The 17,305-nt window shown below is 61.9% G+C and carries 16 protein-coding genes; 10 read left to right on the top strand and 6 right to left on the bottom strand.

From position 1 onward, the window contains the following. Window positions 1–12 precede the first annotated feature (12 nt). Window positions 13–909 (top strand): cation diffusion facilitator family transporter, encoded by an 897-nt coding sequence (locus ACKUG4_RS16910; RefSeq protein ID WP_064599639.1) that lies wholly within the window; start codon window positions 13–15, stop codon window positions 907–909. Here the strand turns inward: ACKUG4_RS16910 and ACKUG4_RS16905 are convergent. After that, the gene (locus tag ACKUG4_RS16905; protein WP_445434448.1) at window positions 903–1,952 is read right to left on the bottom strand and encodes a DUF6515 family protein; all 1,050 of its coding nucleotides are present in this window, start codon (window positions 1,950–1,952) and stop codon (window positions 903–905) included. The genes ACKUG4_RS16910 and ACKUG4_RS16905 overlap by 7 nt on opposite strands. A gap of 455 nt (window positions 1,953–2,407) precedes the next feature. Here ACKUG4_RS16905 and ACKUG4_RS16900 point away from each other — a divergent pair, with 455 nt between their 5' ends. Further along, window positions 2,408–2,887: an Lrp/AsnC family transcriptional regulator gene (locus ACKUG4_RS16900; RefSeq protein ID WP_007909658.1), complete on the top strand. Its 480-nt coding sequence runs from the start codon at window positions 2,408–2,410 to the stop codon at window positions 2,885–2,887. Window positions 2,888–3,180: 293 nt separating this feature from the next. After that, window positions 3,181–3,390 carry a DUF2788 domain-containing protein gene (locus ACKUG4_RS16895; protein ID WP_003228500.1) on the top strand — a complete coding sequence of 70 codons (210 nt, stop codon included), beginning with the start codon at window positions 3,181–3,183 and terminating at the stop codon, window positions 3,388–3,390. Here ACKUG4_RS16895 and ACKUG4_RS16890 read toward each other — a convergent pair. The 4 genes from ACKUG4_RS16890 to ACKUG4_RS16875 all read right to left on the bottom strand — a co-directional run bounded on the left by ACKUG4_RS16890 (window position 3,385) and on the right by ACKUG4_RS16875 (window position 9,869). Then, window positions 3,385–4,011 carry a pseudouridine synthase gene (locus ACKUG4_RS16890; RefSeq protein WP_445434447.1) on the bottom strand — a complete coding sequence of 209 codons (627 nt, stop codon included), beginning with the start codon at window positions 4,009–4,011 and terminating at the stop codon, window positions 3,385–3,387. The genes ACKUG4_RS16895 and ACKUG4_RS16890 overlap by 6 nt on opposite strands. Window positions 4,012–4,083: 72 nt before the next feature. Continuing rightward, the gene (gene amn, locus ACKUG4_RS16885; protein ID WP_172829511.1) at window positions 4,084–5,583 is read right to left on the bottom strand and encodes an AMP nucleosidase; all 1,500 of its coding nucleotides are present in this window, start codon (window positions 5,581–5,583) and stop codon (window positions 4,084–4,086) included. A gap of 192 nt (window positions 5,584–5,775) precedes the next feature. Continuing rightward, entirely contained in the window at window positions 5,776–7,425 is a 1,650-nt protein-coding gene (locus ACKUG4_RS16880; protein ID WP_064599645.1) for an acyl-CoA dehydrogenase family protein, read from the bottom strand. Window positions 7,426–7,520: 95 nt separating this feature from the next. Continuing rightward, window positions 7,521–9,869, bottom strand: a complete 2,349-nt coding sequence (locus tag ACKUG4_RS16875) for a 7TM diverse intracellular signaling domain-containing protein (RefSeq protein WP_445434446.1) — start codon at window positions 9,867–9,869, stop codon at window positions 7,521–7,523. Between the two features lie 304 nt (window positions 9,870–10,173). Here ACKUG4_RS16875 and ACKUG4_RS16870 point away from each other — a divergent pair, with 304 nt between their 5' ends. From ACKUG4_RS16870 to ACKUG4_RS16855, 4 genes are all read left to right on the top strand, one after another. Further along, the gene (locus ACKUG4_RS16870; RefSeq protein ID WP_039771996.1) at window positions 10,174–10,971 is read left to right on the top strand and encodes a hydroxymethylpyrimidine/phosphomethylpyrimidine kinase; all 798 of its coding nucleotides are present in this window, start codon (window positions 10,174–10,176) and stop codon (window positions 10,969–10,971) included. A 24-nt stretch (window positions 10,972–10,995) separates the two neighbouring features. Further along, on the top strand, window positions 10,996–11,619 hold the full coding sequence (thiE, locus tag ACKUG4_RS16865; protein WP_085612558.1) for a thiamine phosphate synthase: 624 nt from the start codon (window positions 10,996–10,998) through the stop codon (window positions 11,617–11,619). Window positions 11,620–11,629: 10 nt separating this feature from the next. After that, the gene (gene hemL, locus ACKUG4_RS16860) at window positions 11,630–12,913 is read left to right on the top strand and encodes a glutamate-1-semialdehyde 2,1-aminomutase (RefSeq protein WP_064599654.1); all 1,284 of its coding nucleotides are present in this window, start codon (window positions 11,630–11,632) and stop codon (window positions 12,911–12,913) included. A gap of 226 nt (window positions 12,914–13,139) precedes the next feature. Further along, a complete protein-coding gene (locus tag ACKUG4_RS16855; protein WP_003228518.1) occupies window positions 13,140–13,694 on the top strand; it encodes a tetratricopeptide repeat protein in 555 nt (184 codons plus the stop codon). Window positions 13,695–13,805: 111 nt separating this feature from the next. On the opposite strand, the gene ACKUG4_RS16850 is transcribed toward ACKUG4_RS16855, so the two are convergent. Then, window positions 13,806–14,135 (bottom strand): DUF1820 family protein, encoded by a 330-nt coding sequence (locus tag ACKUG4_RS16850; RefSeq protein WP_027617776.1) that lies wholly within the window; start codon window positions 14,133–14,135, stop codon window positions 13,806–13,808. Window positions 14,136–14,268: 133 nt separating this feature from the next. Between ACKUG4_RS16850 and miaB the strand changes: the two genes are divergently transcribed. From miaB to ybeY, 3 genes are all read left to right on the top strand, one after another. Next, on the top strand, window positions 14,269–15,597 hold the full coding sequence (gene miaB / locus ACKUG4_RS16845) for a tRNA (N6-isopentenyl adenosine(37)-C2)-methylthiotransferase MiaB (protein WP_064382169.1): 1,329 nt from the start codon (window positions 14,269–14,271) through the stop codon (window positions 15,595–15,597). 216 nt (window positions 15,598–15,813) lie between these two features. After that, window positions 15,814–16,818 carry a PhoH family protein gene (locus tag ACKUG4_RS16840; RefSeq protein WP_445434445.1) on the top strand — a complete coding sequence of 335 codons (1,005 nt, stop codon included), beginning with the start codon at window positions 15,814–15,816 and terminating at the stop codon, window positions 16,816–16,818. Then, window positions 16,811–17,305: an rRNA maturation RNase YbeY gene (gene ybeY / locus ACKUG4_RS16835; RefSeq protein WP_007958682.1), complete on the top strand. Its 495-nt coding sequence runs from the start codon at window positions 16,811–16,813 to the stop codon at window positions 17,303–17,305. Before ACKUG4_RS16840 ends, ybeY begins: the two co-directional genes overlap by 8 nt.

Here is a 17,305-nt window from a genome sequence, read left to right as displayed (position 1 = left end):
ATTGACGCACCCATGACCACAAGCACCGAACACGCCCGCCTGCTGCGGCTGGCGACCCGCGCCTCGGTGGCGGTGGCCTGTACGCTGATCATCGCCAAAGCCATCGCCTGGTGGCTGAGCGGTTCGGTGAGCATGCTCGCCGGCCTCACCGACTCGGCCCTCGATGGTGTCACTTCGTTGCTCAATCTGCTGGCGGTGCATTACGCGCTGCGCCCGGCGGATGATGATCACCGTTATGGGCACGGCAAGGCCGAATCCCTGGCGGGCATGGCGCAGGCGCTGTTCATTGGCGGCAGTGCGGTGCTGATCGCGTTTCAGGCTTATGAGCGCCTGAAACATCCCGAGCCACTCGGCGCGCCGTGGCTGAGCATTGGTGTGATCGTATTTTCCCTGCTGCTGACTGTCGCACTGTTGATGCTGCAGCATCGGGTCATCAAGCAGACCGGCTCCAACGCCGTGCGGGCGGACTCGCTGCATTACCGTTCGGACCTGTTGCTTAACGGCAGCATTCTGATTGCGCTGGTGTTGGCCGGTTTGGGTTTCGATCAGCTGGATGCGTGGTTCGGTCTGGGGATCGCTGCCTACATCTTATGGAGCGCAATCCAGATCGCCCGGGAAAGTTTTTCGGTGTTGATGGATGAAGAACTGCCGACGGATGTCAGTCAGCACATGCTCGAACTGGCCTGCAGCGTACCGGGCGTGTTGGGCGCGCATGATTTGCGCACACGGATTTCCGGCAATCACTGGTTCGTGCAGTTGCACCTGGAACTGCCGGGGGAACTGACGCTGTCAGTGGCTCACGGCATCAGCGATCAGGCGGCGGATGCCATTCACAAAGCCTACCCACGGGCCGAAGTGCTGGTGCACGCCGACCCGCAGGAAGTGGTCAAAGCCGCTCGGGCTCAGTAGTTGACCTGATAACCGCGACTGCTCAGGCAATTGCCCTGGGCCTGGCGGTAGGCCTGCACCACTTCGGGCGCCGGTTGATAAGTCGCGGTGCGCGGATTGAAGCCGCTCTGCTGCACCGCGTACTGATAGCACTCATAGCCGTCGCGCTGAACCTGCTCAGGTGACTGACCGTTGGCCGGATAGGCCTCCACGTCGTAGCCATTGCCGGTCGGCTGCGGTGGTTGCTGCACCGGCGGTTCGACCACCACGTAATCCTGCGTCGCTTCCTGATAGGCGTAGTACGAGCCGGCGGCGAGGAACAGCAACGAACCGCCGACCCACACTTCACGGGCGTAATCCGGCAGGTACTGGATGCGAATTCCGCGCGGCGGTTGGACCACGATGTAGCGCGGGCCTTGCGGGCGATACCAATAGCCGCCGGAGTAGAAATAGTCCTGGCCGCGATACGGCACACGGTAGTCGCGATCCGGGAAACGATCGATTACATGACCCGGCCGGTATTGCGGACCGGGGCCCCAGCCGTTGCCATGCCCGTCGGGGCGACCCGGCCAGCGGTTGTCGTTGGGGCGGTTGCCGGTCTGCCAGTTCTGGTGATAACCGTTCTGCGGGCGCTCGTCGCGGTAGTAACCCTGACGAGGTTCCTGGGTCTGGCGCACGGTGTCGGGGCGCGGCTGGATCGGCAGGTCATTGGCCGGCAGTTGCGGCGGCGGTGGCGGCTGGCGCACCGGGTTGGAGTTGTAGGCCGGACGTGGCTGGTTCTGGTTCTGCCACTGGCCATTGTTCGGTTGGCCGCGGTTCTGCTGGCCGTTGTGCTCGAACTGGCGGCTGTTGTCGCCACGGATGATGTCGTTGTTCTGCCGCTGCGGATTGTCTTGGCCGCGCTGCTGATTGCCGCCGCCATGGCCCTGATTGTTACCCTGATGCTCCGGCCCGCGTCCGCCGCCGTCGGGGCCGCGATTCTGCGGCTCATCCGCCAGCGCTTGCGCACCGACACTCACACACAGCAAACCAACACTGGCCAGACGCCAGATGCGCGACTTCATGAAATTCCTCACTGCGGACTAGCGCCTGAAATTAAGAGGGCGTGTAGCTAAGACCGGGAATGGACACACCGGGTTCTGCTACAGGTTATCAGTCACGTCATTTATTTATTGAGCGAGATGGGCCAAATCGCGGGCAAGAAAAAAGGGAGACCCGTCGGCCTCCCTTCTAGAGAACTTCGTCCTGGCTCGACGCTTTTGACGTCGGCTCACCTCACGCCGTCTTCTGGACAGTGTGCAGCTCGGGGGCCGGCACAACCCCGGTGGGGGTGGCGGCCGCGGCGGGCCGGATTGGGCGGGCCGCAGTGGACTGTGTTACCGAGCAGTGATTCTGGTGATAAGAATAGGCTCGGAGCCGCGACAGATGATTGCGAAGATTGCTCAAATAAACATCACTTGCGCAATTTTTAACCCTGGATAGATAATCCGCCGCAATAGTTAAGACAAGGGACCGTTTGATGAGCAAACTCGACCGTTACGACCTGAGTATTTTGGCGGAATTGCAGCGCGACGCCCGCATCTCCAACCAGGAACTGGCCGAGCGCATCGGTCTGTCGCCCTCCCCGTGCTCGCGCCGGGTCAAGCAACTGGAGGATGACGGCTACATCTCCCGTCAGGTTGCCCTGCTCGATCGCAAGATGCTCGGCCTGAGCCTGACCGCCTACGTGCTGATCGGCATGGACCGGCACACGCCGGAGCGTTTCGAGAACTTCGAAGCCGCAATCCGCACTTTGCCGCAAGTGCTGGAATGCAGCCTGGTGACCGGGGTGGATGCCGACTATCAGCTGAAAGTGGTGGTGCCGGACATGGATCACTATCAGAAGCTGCTGCTGGGGCATCTGACCCGCATCGAAGGCGTGACCAGCGTGCGCTCGAGTTTTGTGCTGAATCAGGTGCTCAATAGCACCGAATTGCCTCTCACGCATCTGCGTAGCTGATCAGAGCTGCCCTCATCGGAACGCCGCCCGCCCAGCCCTCTCCCGGAGGGAGAGGGGGCCGACGGTGGGTTGCTCGAGAAGTACGCCGACCTGAACGCCCTGCTGTGAATCCATAATCGACTGGAAATTTCAGGTCGATGTATGACGCCAGACACCTCGGTCAGTCCCCTCTCCCCCCGGGAGAGGGTTAGGGTGAGGGCCAGTCGTCGGATCAGACCCAGATCAATGCCACCCCGCCCCCCTTGGCGTATACTCGCCGCGCCCTTTTAGCCCCGTGCGTGCCGGAGAACCCGATGGATCCAGCAGTATTTGAAGAGTGGATGATGACTGGCCTTGTCAGCATCCTGATCATTTTCATGGGTTTCATCGTCTGGGATCTGGCGAAGAAGTCCAAGGCCGGGCGCTTCGGCTCGTTCATTCTGTTCTTCGTGCTGGGCCTGGGCGTGGCCGCGTTCATCATCAAGAGTGTGGTGATCGGCCTGATCGAGTCCGGCGCCTTATAAGCGCGCCGGCACTTCTTTCCACTGGCCCTGATCGAGCCCTTCGATCGTCCAGTCACCAATCCTGACCCGCACCAGCCGCAACGTCGGCAGCCCCACCGCCGCCGTCATCCGCCGCACCTGGCGGTTGCGCCCTTCGCGAATCACCAGTTCCAGCCAGGTTGTCGGTATGGTTGCGCGAAAGCGTACCGGCGGATTGCGCGGCCACAGCTCGGGCTCATCCAGTTGCCGCGCTTGCGCGGGCAAGGTCATGCCGTCATTCAGCTCGACGCCGTCACGCAGGCGCTGCAACTGCTCGGCTGTCGGCACGCCTTCGACCTGCACCCAATAGGTTTTCGCCAGCTTGTGCTTGGGGTCGGCGATCCGCGCCTGCAACTGGCCGTCGTTGGTCAGCAGCAGTAAACCTTCGCTGTCGCGGTCCAGCCGCCCGGCCGGGTAGATGCCCGGAATGTCGATGTAATCCTTGAGCGTCGCCCGCCCTTCACCGTCGCTGAACTGCGTCAGCACATCGAACGGTTTGTTGAACAGGATCAGCTTCGGCTCAGCGGGCGGTGCCTTGGCGACACGGCGCGGGGCTGGCTTCGCGCCGGGACGGCGGGAAGGTGGACGTTGGGGACGGGACATAAGTGCACAGGCATTTGGCGATCAGGGCTGACAATGCTAGTGCCCCGACCGCCAAATGACCACGACAAACCGTTAGCGGAACGGCGGTTCGTCGAAGCTGCGCAGTTTGCGCGAGTGCAGCGAGTTGAGTTCGGTGCGCAGCAGATCCACCGCTTCAATGCCGATCTTCAAGTGCTGACTGACCGCACGTTCGTAAAACGCGTTGGCCGAACCCGGCAGCTTGATCTCACTGTGCAGCGGCTTGTCCGAAACGCACAGCAACGTGCCGTACGGCACTCGCAGGCGATAACCCTGGGCGGCGATGGTGCCGCTTTCCATGTCCACCGCCACGGCGCGGGACAGGTTGATCAGCGGTCGCTCCTGGGCCCAGCGCAACTCCCAGTTACGGTCGTCGTAAGTCAGCACGGTGCCGGTGCGCAGGCGCTTCTTCAGCTCTTCACCCTTCTCGCCGGTGATGTTGGCTGCCGCTTGCTGCAACGCCAGCTGCACTTCGGCCAGCGCCGGGATCGGAATGTTCGGTGGCACCACACGGTCGAGAATCCCGTCGCGACGCATATAAGCGTGGGCCAGCACGTAGTCGCCGATGGTCTGCGACTGACGCAGGCCGCCGCAGTGACCGATCATCAGCCAGCAATGCGGACGCAGCACGGCCAGGTGGTCGGTGATGTTCTTGGCATTGGACGGGCCGACGCCGATGTTGACCAAGGTCACGCCGTGGCCATCGCTGGCGATCAGGTGATAGGCCGGCATCTGGTAGCGATGCCAGACCACACCGGCGGCAATTGCCGAGGCTTCGCCGTGGTCCATGCCTTTTTCGATGATCACGTTGCCCGGCAACACCATGCGTACGAAACGCGGGTCGCGGCGCAGTTGCTCCAGACCATGGACGATGAACTGGTCGACATAACGGTGATAGTTGGTCAGCAGAATCCATGGCTGCACATGGCGCCAGTCGCTGCCGGTGTAATGCACCAGACGACGCAGCGAGAAATCAACGCGGGCTGCATCGAACAGCGCCAGCGGCAGCGGATCGGTGTTTTCCCAGTCGTAGAGGCCATCGGCGATGCCATCGGTGGCGGCGGACAGGTCGGTACTCGGGAACACTCGCGCCAGCACGGCGGCAGTGACGCCGGAGCCGGCCAGTTCATCGCCCTGCTCGACCACGTACGGGTACGGAATGTTCTGCCCGCTGACCCCGACTTCGACGGTCACAGTGAAGTCGTGCATCAGCGGTGTGAGCTGCTCGAGCAGGTATTTGCGAAACGCCTTCGGATGGGTAACGGTCACGCTGTAGGTGCCCGGCAACTGCACCTTGGCGTAGGCGCGGGTGGTCTGCGGGACTTCGCCCTGGCAGTGGTAGGTCAGACGCAGTTCGGGATAACGGAACAGGGCACGTTGCTCGGCGTCGGGCTCGACGCGGTCCTTGAGGTAACGCTTGAGCGCCGAGTTCAGCGCCGTGGTGGCCCGCTCATGCAGCTCGGCCAGACGATCCACGGCCTGTTCGGCGGTTTGAACGACAATAAACGCTTCGGTCACGATCAGCTTCCTGTGTTCTGACTTGCAGGGCTTCATCTTGCCTGCATCGTGGCGTCACGGAAACAGTGGCGTTGTGGGTTCACCCTAATCTTTCAAACAATGAAGATCCCTGTGGGAGCGGGCTTGCCCGCGATGAGGCCATCACATTCAACATCGATGTTGACTGACAGGCCGTCATCGCGGGCAAGCCAGCTCCCACAGGGTTTTGCAGTGTGTGGGAGATTTGCTTCAGAAACCCTGCGGTGTCGAGCGAGCGACGATGGCCTCGACATCCAGCCCGCGCGGCAACGCGCCGTAGACCCGACCGCCACCGTTCAGACGACTGGCGATGAACGCATCGCTGACCGCCGAATTCCCGGCCTCCAGCAGCAGCTTAGCTTGCAGTCCCAAAGCGATGTCTTCGGTCAATTGCCGAGCGCGGTACTGAATGTCACTGGTGTCCTTGAACTGCGCCTGCAATTGCTGAATGTGCGCGGCCAGACGCTTGTCTCCATGACCGTCGCCCAACTCGCTGAACAACACATCGAGCACGCCCGGCTCTTTCGACAAGGCGCGCAGCACGTCGAGGCATTGCACGTTGCCGGAGCCTTCCCACGTCGAGTTCACCGGCGCTTCGCGGTACAGACGCGGCAGAATGCTGTCTTCGACATACCCGGCGCCGCCCATGCACTCGGCGGCTTCGTTGATCATTCCCGGCGCGCGTTTGCAGATCCAGTACTTGCCCACCGCAGTCACCAGTCGGGCGAACTGCGCTTCATGGCCGTCGTCCAGATGATCCAGCGCCTTGCCCATGCGCAGGCTCAGAGCCAGCGCGGCTTCGCTTTCCAGCGCCAGATCGGCCAGCACATTCTGCATCAGCGGTTGTTCGCTGAGCAGTTTGCCGCCGACCTTGCGATGGGCGCAGTGATGACTGGCCTGGGTCAGCGCCTGACGCATCAGCGAACTGGAGCCGACCATGCAGTCGAAACGGGTCATCGCCACCATCTCGATGATGGTCGGCACCCCGCGTCCTTCCTCGCCGACCATCCACGCCAGCGCACCACGGAACTCCACTTCGCTGGAGGCGTTGGACTGGTTGCCGAGTTTGTTTTTCAGGCGCTGGATGTAGAACTGGTTGCGCGTGTCGTCCGGACGATGGCGCGGCAGCAGGAAACAGCTCAGGCCCTTGTCGGTCTGCGCCAGCGTCAGGAACGCATCGCACATCGGCGCCGAACAGAACCACTTGTGGCCCACCAGTTCATAAGCCTGGCCCGGGCCACTGGCGCCGACCGGATAAGCCTTGGTGGTGTTGGCACGGACGTCGGTGCCGCCCTGTTTCTCGGTCATCGCCATGCCGATGGTTACGCCAGCCTTGTGGGCCATGCCGACATTGCGCGGGTCGTATTCGGTGGCAAGGATTTTCGGCAGCCACTGTTCGGCCAGATTCGGCTGCAAACGCATCGCCGGCACACTGGCGAAGGTCATGGTCAGCGGGCAACCGCTGCCGGCTTCGGCCTGGCTGTGCAGGTAGGTCATGGAGGCGCGAGCGACATGGGCGCCATCCTGTGGATGAGCCCAGGGCAGCGAGGTCAAGCCATGTTCGATAGCGGTGCGCATCAGCTCGTGATAGGCCGGGTGAAATTCCACCAGATCGATGCGATGACCGTAGCGGTCATGGCTGGCGAACACCGGTTTGTTTTGATTGGCGAGGAACCCGGCCTCCATCAACGGGCCGCCGGCCAAGGCGCCGTAAGCGTCGATCCGCGACTCAGCCCAACCGGCGCCGAACCGCCGCGACCACTCCTGCAATGGCAGGTCGATGCGATACAGGTTGGTGCCGTCCAGCGATGGTGGCTGGTTGGTGACTTCGTGGGTTTCGGCGAACTGATGCAGGTTCATGACGGGGCTCCTTGATCGGCCAGAGCTTCAGTTAAGCACCGCCCCGGAACCGATCAAAGTGTCATATCGGCCTAAATACCGGCGCTTTCACCCTATCAGCAACTCAACACCCGCCGCTGCATCGCCACCTGAAGATCCTCGAATTTCACCGGCTTGCTCAGGTAGTCGATCGAGCCACCGGAGGCACAATGCTCTCGATCCGCCCCCAGCGCGATCATGAACACCGGCAGATGGGCACATCCCGGCAGGTCACGAATCTGGCAACACAGCGATGCCCCGTCGAGCGGTGGCAGCTGGCAATCGATCAGCACTGCATCGAAGCGCTCGCGCTGCAAACAGTCGAGCGCCGCCGCGCCGTGGTCGGCGGTGCGCACCCGAAATCCGAGCTTGAGCAACATGCCGCGCATCACCAATTGGTTGACGCTGCTGTCGTCCACCAGCAGCACGGTGCAATCCTGCGGCGCACGCACGGTGTCGCGGCTGAACACCGGCACGGCTTCGACTTCCGGCAACTCAAACTCGACATCCAGTTGAAAGCGGCTGCCACTCCCCGGTTCGGAGCGGTGTGTGAGCTTGCCACCGAGCAATTCCACCAATTGACGGCAGATCGCCAGACCGACGCCCAGCCCGCCATATTCGCGGGTCATCGAGCCGTCGAGCTGGAAGAACCGCTGATACATCGTCGCCTCGCCCAGATCGGTAAAACCGATGCCGGTATCGATCACCGCGAAGGACAGCGCCAGGCGATTGTCCGTCGACGGTTTGCCGGTGACCCGCAAGGCGAGGCCGCCGACGCGGGTGAACTTGATCGCGTTGTCCAGCAGGCATTCCAGGCATTGCGCGAGTTTGGCGCTGTCGCCATGCAGGCGATCCGGCAGGGTCGGCAGCACGTCGACCTTGAAGTCCAGCGACTTGCTCGAAGCATTGCCATCGAACTGAATCCGCAACGCCTCGACCACCCCGCGCAGGCTGAAACTGCCCGGCGTGGCCTTGAGCTTGCCGGCCTGCAATTCGGTCAGGGTCAGGATGCCGTTGACCATGCGCATCATGTCCCGGGCCGAACCGGCGGCGGTCTGCTGGTATTGCTCCAGTTCCGGATCGAGTTCGACGGTCTGCATCAGCTCCAGCGAACCGATCACCCCGTTCATCGGCGTGCGCAGTTCGTGGGTCAGGGTCGCGAGGAATTCGTCCTTGAGCTTGTTGCTGTGGGCCAATTGCTGGTTCAGCACTTCAAGTTTCTGGCCGGCGTCGAACAGGGTCTGCGCCTGTTGTTCGCGCATGGCGTTGATGCGGTCGGCCAGCGCCAGCGACAGCAGCGCCACTTCGATGGCCGAACCGATCTGGCTGGCGTACATGGTCAGGAACACATTCGGCAGCAAACCCAGCACCATCATGGTGTTGACGATGCCGCCGATCAGGAACGCCGACCAGGCAATGATGAAATAGCGCGCCACCCGCAGACCGCGCCACCAGGCGAGGATCCCGGCGGCGAAGATCACCACGGTGAAGGTCAGTGCCAGGGTCGTCGCCAGACGCAGGGCCAGGCCATAACTGGTCATCAACGACAGACCGATCACCACGGCGCCAAAAACAATCAGGGCGATCAGCAGACGATCGAGCCAACGGCTGTGGTTCTTCGTCTGCAAGAAACTGCGGGCGAACTGGCTGCCGAACAACCCCGCACATCCGATGAAGAACGGCGTGGCGGCGTTGGCCCACCACGGGTTGTCCGGCCAGAAATACTCGACTGCCGCGCCGTTGACCGAGAGCTGATAAAGGCCGAACGAGGCGATATAGAAGATGTAATAAAGGTAACTGGTGTCGCGCACGCTGAGGTAGATGAACAGGTTGTAGACCAGCATCCCCAGCAGCACGCCATAAATGATCCCCAGCACGTACAGGCGCACCGGCTGGTCTTCGAGGTACGCGGTGCTCGACCACAACGTTACCGGCGCCTGGATCGAGCCTTCGCTGGACAACCGCAGGTAAACGGTTCGTTGCTGATCCGGGTTGAACGCCAGGTCGAACAGGTAATTGTTCTGGCGGATCTCGCGACTGGCGAACGGCAAGGCGTCCCCGGTCTGCCGCACCAGACGGTAGTCGCCGGAGGCATCGGGCAGATACAGGTCCAGATGATCGAGCGGCGGATACGCCAGTTCCAGCAGCCAGCTGCGTTGCGCCGACGGGTTGGTCGGGCGGTAATGCAGATCGATCTTCAGCCAGAACGCCGAGCGCGAATAACCGGCATTGAGCGTGGCTTTGTCATGGGGTTTGAAGTTTCCGGCGGCGGCTTGCGCGCGGACGTCGGCAATGCTCGCCTGACCGCTCGGGTCTTCGAACACTTGCAGGGATCGACCCAGCGGGAGGCTCTGGGTGAACTCGTCGAACTCGACGGCGCTTGCCAGGAGGGGCAAGCAGAACAGCAACATCAACAAATAGCGCATTGAAGCCCCAGCGTGGCTTGGCCGGTTGTGTCAGGAAGCCCCCCATTCCCTTTGAGATGACGTAAAACCGGTATTACCTGTTATTGGTTTGGATCCACTCTAGCATAGCCGTTGATGGCCATTGAGCACCATGGAAATTTTTCCCACAAAGGCTCTAGAACGGGCGTTCCAGAGCAAAACACCGGGCTAGAGCTGTTGACTCGGTCAGATTGTGGCAAGCGCTGTGGATCTCGCTACCCGTGTTATCGGCCGCGCACTGCGCCACAACACCCGCAAAACAGGTTTGGTGGTAAGCTCGCGCACCATGAATATCTACAGCTCACGCCCCGTTGTCCTCTGTCTCTCCGGCCACGACCCCAGTGGTGGCGCCGGCCTGCAGGCAGATATCGAAGCCCTGCTCGCTCAGGGTTGCCATGCGGCTCCGGCCGTCACCGCCCTGACCGTGCAAGACACCGTCAACGTCACTGACTTTCGCGTCCTCGACCGTGAGTGGGTACTGGCCCAGGCCAATGCCGTGCTCAACGACTCCGAAGTCGCGGCGGTGAAACTGGGCATGCTCGGTTCCCTGGAAATGGTCGACACCGTCGTCGAACTGCTTCAGGCGCACCCGCACTTGCCAGTGGTCTGCGACCCGGTGCTGCGTGCCGGCGGCGGCGGACGCCTGGGCAAGGACGAAGTCGGCTACGCCATGCGCGAACGCCTGCTGCCGCTGTCGATCATCGCCACCCCCAACCTTCCCGAAGCCCGGATTCTTGCCGAACTGCCAGAAGGCACCGCAGACGAGTGCGCTGAAAAACTTCTGCCGTTCATCAAGAACCTGCTGATCACCGGCGGTCACGGCGACGAAACTGAAATCCACAACCGCCTGTACAGCCGTGATGGGCTGCGCGAAACCTTCAAGTGCCAGCGCCTGCCCGGCAGCTATCACGGTTCCGGCTGCACCCTGGCCAGCACCCTCGCCGGCCGCCTGGCACTGGGCGAAAACCTCGCCAGCGCGGTGCGTACTGCGCTGGATTACACCTGGCGCACCCTGCGCGATGCCGAACAGCTGGGCAAAGGCCAGTTCGTGCCGCGTCGTCTGCCGCTGGATTTCTGTTCCTGATGTTCCGAGCCTGAGGTCTGCGCGATGAAACTACGTGGCCTGTATGCCATCACCGACAGCCAGTTGCTGGCCGGCAAGTTTCTGTCCTACGTGGAGGCGGCGCTGGAAGGCGGCGTCACCCTGCTGCAATACCGCGACAAGAGCAGCGACGAGGCCCGCCGTCTGCGTGAGGCCGAAGCCCTGCGCGATCTGTGCGAGCGCTACAAAACGCAATTGATCATCAACGATGACGCCGAACTGGCCGCGCGCCTGAACGTCGGCGTGCACCTGGGCCAGACCGACGGCCCGCTGTCGCCGACCCGCGCCCTGCTCGGCTCCAAGGCGATCATCGGTTCGACCTGCCACGCGCAGCTGGAACTGGCCGAACAGGCCGCCAGGGAAGGCGCGAGTTACGTCGCCTTCGGTCGGTTCTTCAATTCCAACACCAAACCCGGTGCACCGAGTTGCAGCCTCGATCTGCTCGACGAAGCCAAGCGCACCCTGCACCTGCCGATCTGCGCGATCGGCGGCATCACCCTCGACAACGCTGCGCCATTGGTGGCCCACGGTGTCGATCTGCTGGCCGTGGTCCATGGCCTGTTCGGCGCCGACAGCAGCGCCGAAGTGACCCGCCGCGCCCGCGCCTTCAATGAATTACTAAAAGTCTGAGAGCCCGATCATGTCTCGTTCCGAAACCCTGTTTGCCAACGCCCAGAAACACATTCCCGGTGGCGTGAACTCGCCGGTGCGCGCGTTCAAGAGCGTTGGCGGCACGCCGCTGTTCTTCAAGCACGCCGAAGGCGCCTACGTCACTGACGAAGACGACAAGCGTTATGTGGATTACGTCGGCTCGTGGGGCCCGATGATCCTCGGTCACAGCCACCCGGACGTGCTGGATGCGGTGCGCAACCAGTTGCAGCACGGCCTGTCCTACGGCGCGCCGACCGCGATGGAAACCGAGATGGCCGATCTGGTCTGCTCGCTGGTGCCGTCGATGGAGATGGTGCGCATGGTCAGCTCCGGCACCGAAGCGACCATGAGCGCGATCCGTCTGGCCCGTGGCTTCACCGGCCGCGACAGCATCATCAAGTTCGAAGGCTGCTACCACGGTCACTCCGACAGCCTGCTGGTGAAGGCCGGTTCCGGCGCACTGACCCAGGGCGTACCGAGCTCGGCCGGCGTACCGGCAGCGTTCGCCAAACACACCCTGACCCTGCCGTTCAACGACATCGACGCGGTGGAGAAAATGCTCGCCGAAGTCGGCCAGGACGTCGCCTGCATCATCGTCGAGCCAGTGGCCGGCAACATGAACTGCGTACCACCGGCGCCGGGTTTCCTCGAAGGCCTGCGCAGCCTGTGCGACAAGCACGGCGTGGTGCTGATTTTCGACGAAGTGATGACCGGTTTCCGCGTCGCCCTCGGCGGTGCCCAGGCCTACTACGGCGTGACCCCGGACCTGACCACCTTCGGCAAGATCATCGGTGGCGGTATGCCGGTCGGCTGCTTCGGCGGCAAACGCTCGATCATGGAACGCATCGCGCCGCTGGGCCCGGTCTATCAGGCAGGCACCCTGTCGGGTAACCCGCTGGCGATGGCCGCCGGCCTGACCACCCTGCGCCTGATCAGCCGTCCGGGCTTCCACGCCGAGCTGACCGATTACACCACGCGTTTGCTCGACGGCCTGCAACAGCGCGCCGATGCCGCCGGCATTCCGTTCGTGACCACCCAGGCGGGCGGCATGTTCGGTCTGTACTTCAGCGGTGCCGACGACATTGTTACGTTTGAAGACGTGATGGCCAGCGATGCAGCGCTGTTCGGCCGCTTCTTCCACCTGATGCTGGAAGGTGGCGTGTACCTGGCACCGAGCGCCTTCGAAGCCGGTTTCACCTCGATCGCCCATGGCGAAGCCGAGCTGAAACTGACCCTCGACGCCGCCGAACGCGCCTTCGCCAAGTTGAAGTAAAACGCCCCGCCGCTGACGTTGGCCATTGCCAGCGTCAGCGTTCTCCTACATCTGCACGCCTTTTCCGACACGCCTGCCAAAAATCTCCCATAAAGTGGGCGATATATTTCCCGCGCAGCAGAAAATCGAGTAAAGACTTTGTAAGGATGGCCCTGCTTATTTCATAATGCGCGCTTATTGGATCCCTCGACGGGTCCGCGCGCCCTTCAGAGGTAAGTCGATTCCCATGAACCGCACCGGCCGCACCCTTGCCTTGGGCTGCCTGTTGCTCCTTCAGCCGCTGCTCGCACATGCACAAGCAGGCGGCAACTCGTTGTTGATCCCGGCGATGGGTCGCTGCACCCTCAATACTCAGCCGCAAGATGTCACGCAGGCCCTCGCCGCCTGCCAAAAGGCAGCGGATGAAGGGGATGCGCAAGCGCAATACGAGTTGGGTGAGTTCTACTACGACGGCAAGAATGCGCCGCGCGACCTCAATCAAGCCCTGAGCTATTTCGAAAAGGCCTCGCTACAGGGCCATGCCCAGGCGCAGTTCAAGCTCGGCACCATGTTCTTCCACGGCGAAGGCGTGCAGGCCAACAACATTCAGGCGTACATTGTGCTGAAGATGGCGGCGGTCAACGGCGCAGAAGATGCACTGGACACCGCCGACGAAGTCTCCGAAAAAATGTCCCGCGAAGATCTCGAAACCGCGACCCAGGTGCTCGGGCAAATTTTCCGTAAATACCTGATGGAACTGCAAAGCGCCGACGGGCGTACGCCGTTCTCGCCCCTTCCCTGATTTCTCTATAGATTTTTCTGGCCTCTTCGCGAGCAAGCCCGCTCCCACATTGGATTGCATTCCCCTGTGGGAGCGGGCTTGCTCGCGAATGAGGCGACTCGGTCTTACGGTTTACTTCTCAGGCATCGGCATCGGAAACGGCATCACGTTACCAACGCCGCCACGGGCTTCGCTGATCTTCGGCGTTCCCAGACGCTCGACCTCGTCGATGCGCACGATCGAGTGCATCGGCACAAAGCTGCGCACCACGCCTTCGAACTGCGCCTTGAGCTTTTCTTCGCTCGGGTCGACGACCACTTGCGTGCGCTCGCCAAAGACGAACTCTTCCACTTCCAGGAAGCCCCACAGATCACTTTGATAGATCTGCTTGGCGTACATTTCGAACACCTGGCCCTGGTTGAGGAAAATCACCTTGTAGATTGGAGCTTCGCGTTTGGTCATGGCGGGCAGACAGCATCGGGGTAAAAAATGAGGGCGCGAACTATAGCATAGCCACCGGACGCACAGCGGTAGGAACCTGGGGACATGTTCCCTATAATGCGCGGTTCTTTGAACCACGTGACGACCCTATTCCATGGCCAAGAAGCTTTACATCGAAACCCACGGTTGCCAGATGAACGAGTACGACAGCTCGCGCATGGTCGATCTGCTGGGCGAACACCAGGCCCTGGAAGTCACGGCGCGTGCCGAAGATGCCGACGTGATTCTGCTCAACACCTGCTCGATTCGCGAACGCGCCCAGGACCGGGTGTACTCCCAGCTCGGCCGCTGGCGCGAACTGAAACTGGCCAACCCGGACATGGTGATCGCCGTCGGCGGTTGCGTGGCCAGCCAGGAAGGCGCGGCGATCCGTGATCGCGCGCCGTACGTCGACGTGGTGTTCGGCCCGCAGACCCTGCACCGCCTGCCGGAAATGATCGACGCCGCGCGCATCAGCAAGCTGCCGCAAGTCGACGTCTCGTTCCCGGAAATCGAAAAATTCGACCATCTGCCCGAGCCGCGCATCGACGGCCCCAGCGCCTACGTGTCGGTGATGGAAGGCTGCAGCAAGTACTGCACGTTCTGCGTGGTGCCTTACACCCGCGGCGAAGAAGTCAGCCGGCCGTTCGACGATGTGATCGCCGAGATCATTCACCTGGCCGAAAACGGCGTGCGTGAAGTGACCCTGCTGGGGCAGAACGTCAACGGCTATCGCGGGCTGACCCACGACGGTCGCCTGGCGGATCTGGCGGAATTGATCCGTGTGGTCGCGGCGGTCGACGGCATCGACCGCATACGCTACACCACTTCGCACCCGCTGGAGTTCTCCGACAGCCTGATCCAGGCCCACGCCGAAGTGCCGGAACTGGTCAAGCACCTGCACTTGCCGGTGCAGTCGGGTTCGGACCGGATCCTGGCCGCGATGAAGCGCAACCACACGGCGCTGGAGTACAAATCCAAGCTGCGCAAATTGCGCGCCGCCGTACCGGGGATCTGCATCAGCTCGGACTTCATCGTCGGCTTCCCGGGGGAAACCGAGAAAGACTTCGAACAGACCATGAAGCTGATTGCCGACGTCGGTTTCGACTTTTCCTACTCGTTCGTCTACAGCCAGCGCCCGGGCACCCCGGCCGCCGATCTGGCCGACGACACCCCGGAAGAACTGAAGAAAGAACGCCTGAACGCCTTGCAGCACCGTTTGAATCAGCAAGGGTTCGAGATCAGCCGACAAATGGTCGGTTCGATCCAGCGGATTCTGGTGACCGATTATTCGAAGAAAGACCCGGGCGAACTGCAAGGGCGCACCGAGAATAACCGTATCGTCAATTTCCGCTGCGACAATCCCACACTGATCGGCCAGTTCGCCGACGTGCACATCGACGCGGCGCAACCGCACTCGCTGCGCGGCTCGCTGATCCAGTAACACCCTTTGTTCAACTGTGGGAGCGAGCCTGCTCGCGATGAACGATGACGCGGTTTACCAAGTCAACCGTGGCGTGGCCATCGCGAGCAGGCTCGCTCCCACAATGGACCGGCCTGGTTCTGAGAACAGGCTCATCCATTTAAGAGCTTTCGCACCCACGCCGCTGGCGTTATCCTTCAATTCATCCCAATTGCCCCAGGGCGGCTAAATACGACCTTGAACGCACCCATCGAACCACATCGTTTCATTCTCGAGCCCTTTGAGGCTCGCCGCTTCGCCAATCTGTGCGGGCAGTTCGACGAGCACCTGCGCCTGATCGAACAGCGCCTGGCCATCGAGATCCGCAACCGCGGCAATCAGTTCGAGCTGATCGGCGAGCCCAAGCACACCACTTCCGCGGAAAACCTGATTCGCCGCCTGTACCGGGAAACCAAGGGTTCAGAGCTGTCGCCGGATACGGTTCACCTGTTCCTCCAGGAATCGACCGTCGAGCAACTGGACAACCACGCCCCCGCCGAAGCCTCCGTCGCCCTGCGCACCAAGAAAGGCATGATTCGCCCACGCGGCTTGAATCAGCTGCGCTATGTGAAGGAAATTCTCGGCAACGACATCAACTTCGGCATCGGCCCGGCCGGTACCGGCAAGACCTATCTGGCTGTCGCCTGCGCCGTCGATGCGCTGGAGCGCGAGCAGATCCGGCGCATCCTGCTGGTGCGTCCGGCGGTCGAAGCGGGTGAAAAACTCGGCTTCCTGCCCGGCGACCTGTCGCAGAAGATCGACCCGTACCTGCGCCCGCTCTACGACGCGCTCTACGAGATGCTCGGCTTCGAATACGTGGCCAAGCTGATCGAGCGTCAGGTGATCGAAGTCGCGCCGCTGGCCTACATGCGCGGCCGTACGCTGAACAACAGCTTTATCATCCTCGATGAAAGTCAGAACACCACCGTCGAGCAGATGAAGATGTTCCTCACTCGGATCGGTTTCGGCTCCACAGCTGTGATCACCGGCGACATCACCCAGGTCGACCTGCCGCGTGGTACCAAATCCGGACTTCATCACGTCATCGAAGTTCTGAAAGATGTGCCGGGCATCAGCTTCACCCATTTCCAGCCTAAGGACGTGGTGCGCCACCCGTTGGTGCAACGCATCGTCGAAGCCTACGAGCGCTTCGAGACGCGTATCGCTGAAGAAGCGCCAAAGGACACTCGCCACGATGCTTGAGCTTGACCTGCAAATCGCGACCGAAGCGTCTGCGCCGACCGAAGCCGAATTCCGCCAATGGTGCGAACTGGCCTTGCGTCAGCGCACCGCCGACTCGGAAATGACCATTCGTCTGGTCGACGAGGAAGAAGGCCGCGAACTGAACCACACCTGGCGGCACAAGGATTACGCGACCAACGTGCTGTCCTTTCCCGCCGAAGTGCCCGACGAGTTTCTCGACATCCCGCTGCTGGGCGATCTGGTGATCTGCGTGGCCGTGGTCGAGCGCGAAGCCGCCGAACAGGGCAAGGAACTAAAGGCCCACTGGGCACATCTGGTCATTCACGGCTGCTTGCATCTGCTGGGTTACGACCATATAGATGACGAGGAAGCCGAGGAAATGGAAGCACTGGAACGCGAGTTGCTTGCCGAATTGGGTTATCCCGATCCGTACGCGGACGACGAAACCGAAACATCCCCTACTGTTACAACAAAGGATTCAGAGTAA

It is taken from the genome of Candidatus Pseudomonas auctus (assembly GCF_048654275.1).
GTDB lineage: Bacteria > Pseudomonadota > Gammaproteobacteria > Pseudomonadales > Pseudomonadaceae > Aquipseudomonas > Aquipseudomonas pharyngis.
This window is presented reverse-complemented; position numbering and strand designations above follow the sequence as displayed.

Excerpts from the sequence above, each read along its gene's own strand:
- ybeY (WP_007958682.1), top strand. The coding sequence starts at position 16,811 with ATGCTTGAGCTTGACCTGCAAATCGCGACCGAAGCGTCTGCGCCGACC.
- ACKUG4_RS16890 (WP_445434447.1), bottom strand. The coding sequence starts at position 4,011 with ATGTCCCGTCCCCAACGTCCACCTTCCCGCCGTCCCGGCGCGAAGCCA.
- ACKUG4_RS16910 (WP_064599639.1), top strand. The coding sequence starts at position 13 with ATGACCACAAGCACCGAACACGCCCGCCTGCTGCGGCTGGCGACCCGC.
- ACKUG4_RS16900 (WP_007909658.1), top strand. The coding sequence starts at position 2,408 with ATGAGCAAACTCGACCGTTACGACCTGAGTATTTTGGCGGAATTGCAG.
- ACKUG4_RS16870 (WP_039771996.1), top strand. The coding sequence starts at position 10,174 with ATGAATATCTACAGCTCACGCCCCGTTGTCCTCTGTCTCTCCGGCCAC.
- ACKUG4_RS16875 (WP_445434446.1), bottom strand. The coding sequence starts at position 9,869 with ATGCGCTATTTGTTGATGTTGCTGTTCTGCTTGCCCCTCCTGGCAAGC.
- ACKUG4_RS16880 (WP_064599645.1), bottom strand. The coding sequence starts at position 7,425 with ATGAACCTGCATCAGTTCGCCGAAACCCACGAAGTCACCAACCAGCCA.
- thiE (WP_085612558.1), top strand. The coding sequence starts at position 10,996 with ATGAAACTACGTGGCCTGTATGCCATCACCGACAGCCAGTTGCTGGCC.
- ACKUG4_RS16855 (WP_003228518.1), top strand. The coding sequence starts at position 13,140 with ATGAACCGCACCGGCCGCACCCTTGCCTTGGGCTGCCTGTTGCTCCTT.
- ACKUG4_RS16895 (WP_003228500.1), top strand. The coding sequence starts at position 3,181 with ATGGATCCAGCAGTATTTGAAGAGTGGATGATGACTGGCCTTGTCAGC.
- amn (WP_172829511.1), bottom strand. The coding sequence starts at position 5,583 with ATGAAGCCCTGCAAGTCAGAACACAGGAAGCTGATCGTGACCGAAGCG.
- ACKUG4_RS16850 (WP_027617776.1), bottom strand. The coding sequence starts at position 14,135 with ATGACCAAACGCGAAGCTCCAATCTACAAGGTGATTTTCCTCAACCAG.
- miaB (WP_064382169.1), top strand. The coding sequence starts at position 14,269 with ATGGCCAAGAAGCTTTACATCGAAACCCACGGTTGCCAGATGAACGAG.
- ACKUG4_RS16905 (WP_445434448.1), bottom strand. The coding sequence starts at position 1,952 with ATGAAGTCGCGCATCTGGCGTCTGGCCAGTGTTGGTTTGCTGTGTGTG.
- hemL (WP_064599654.1), top strand. The coding sequence starts at position 11,630 with ATGTCTCGTTCCGAAACCCTGTTTGCCAACGCCCAGAAACACATTCCC.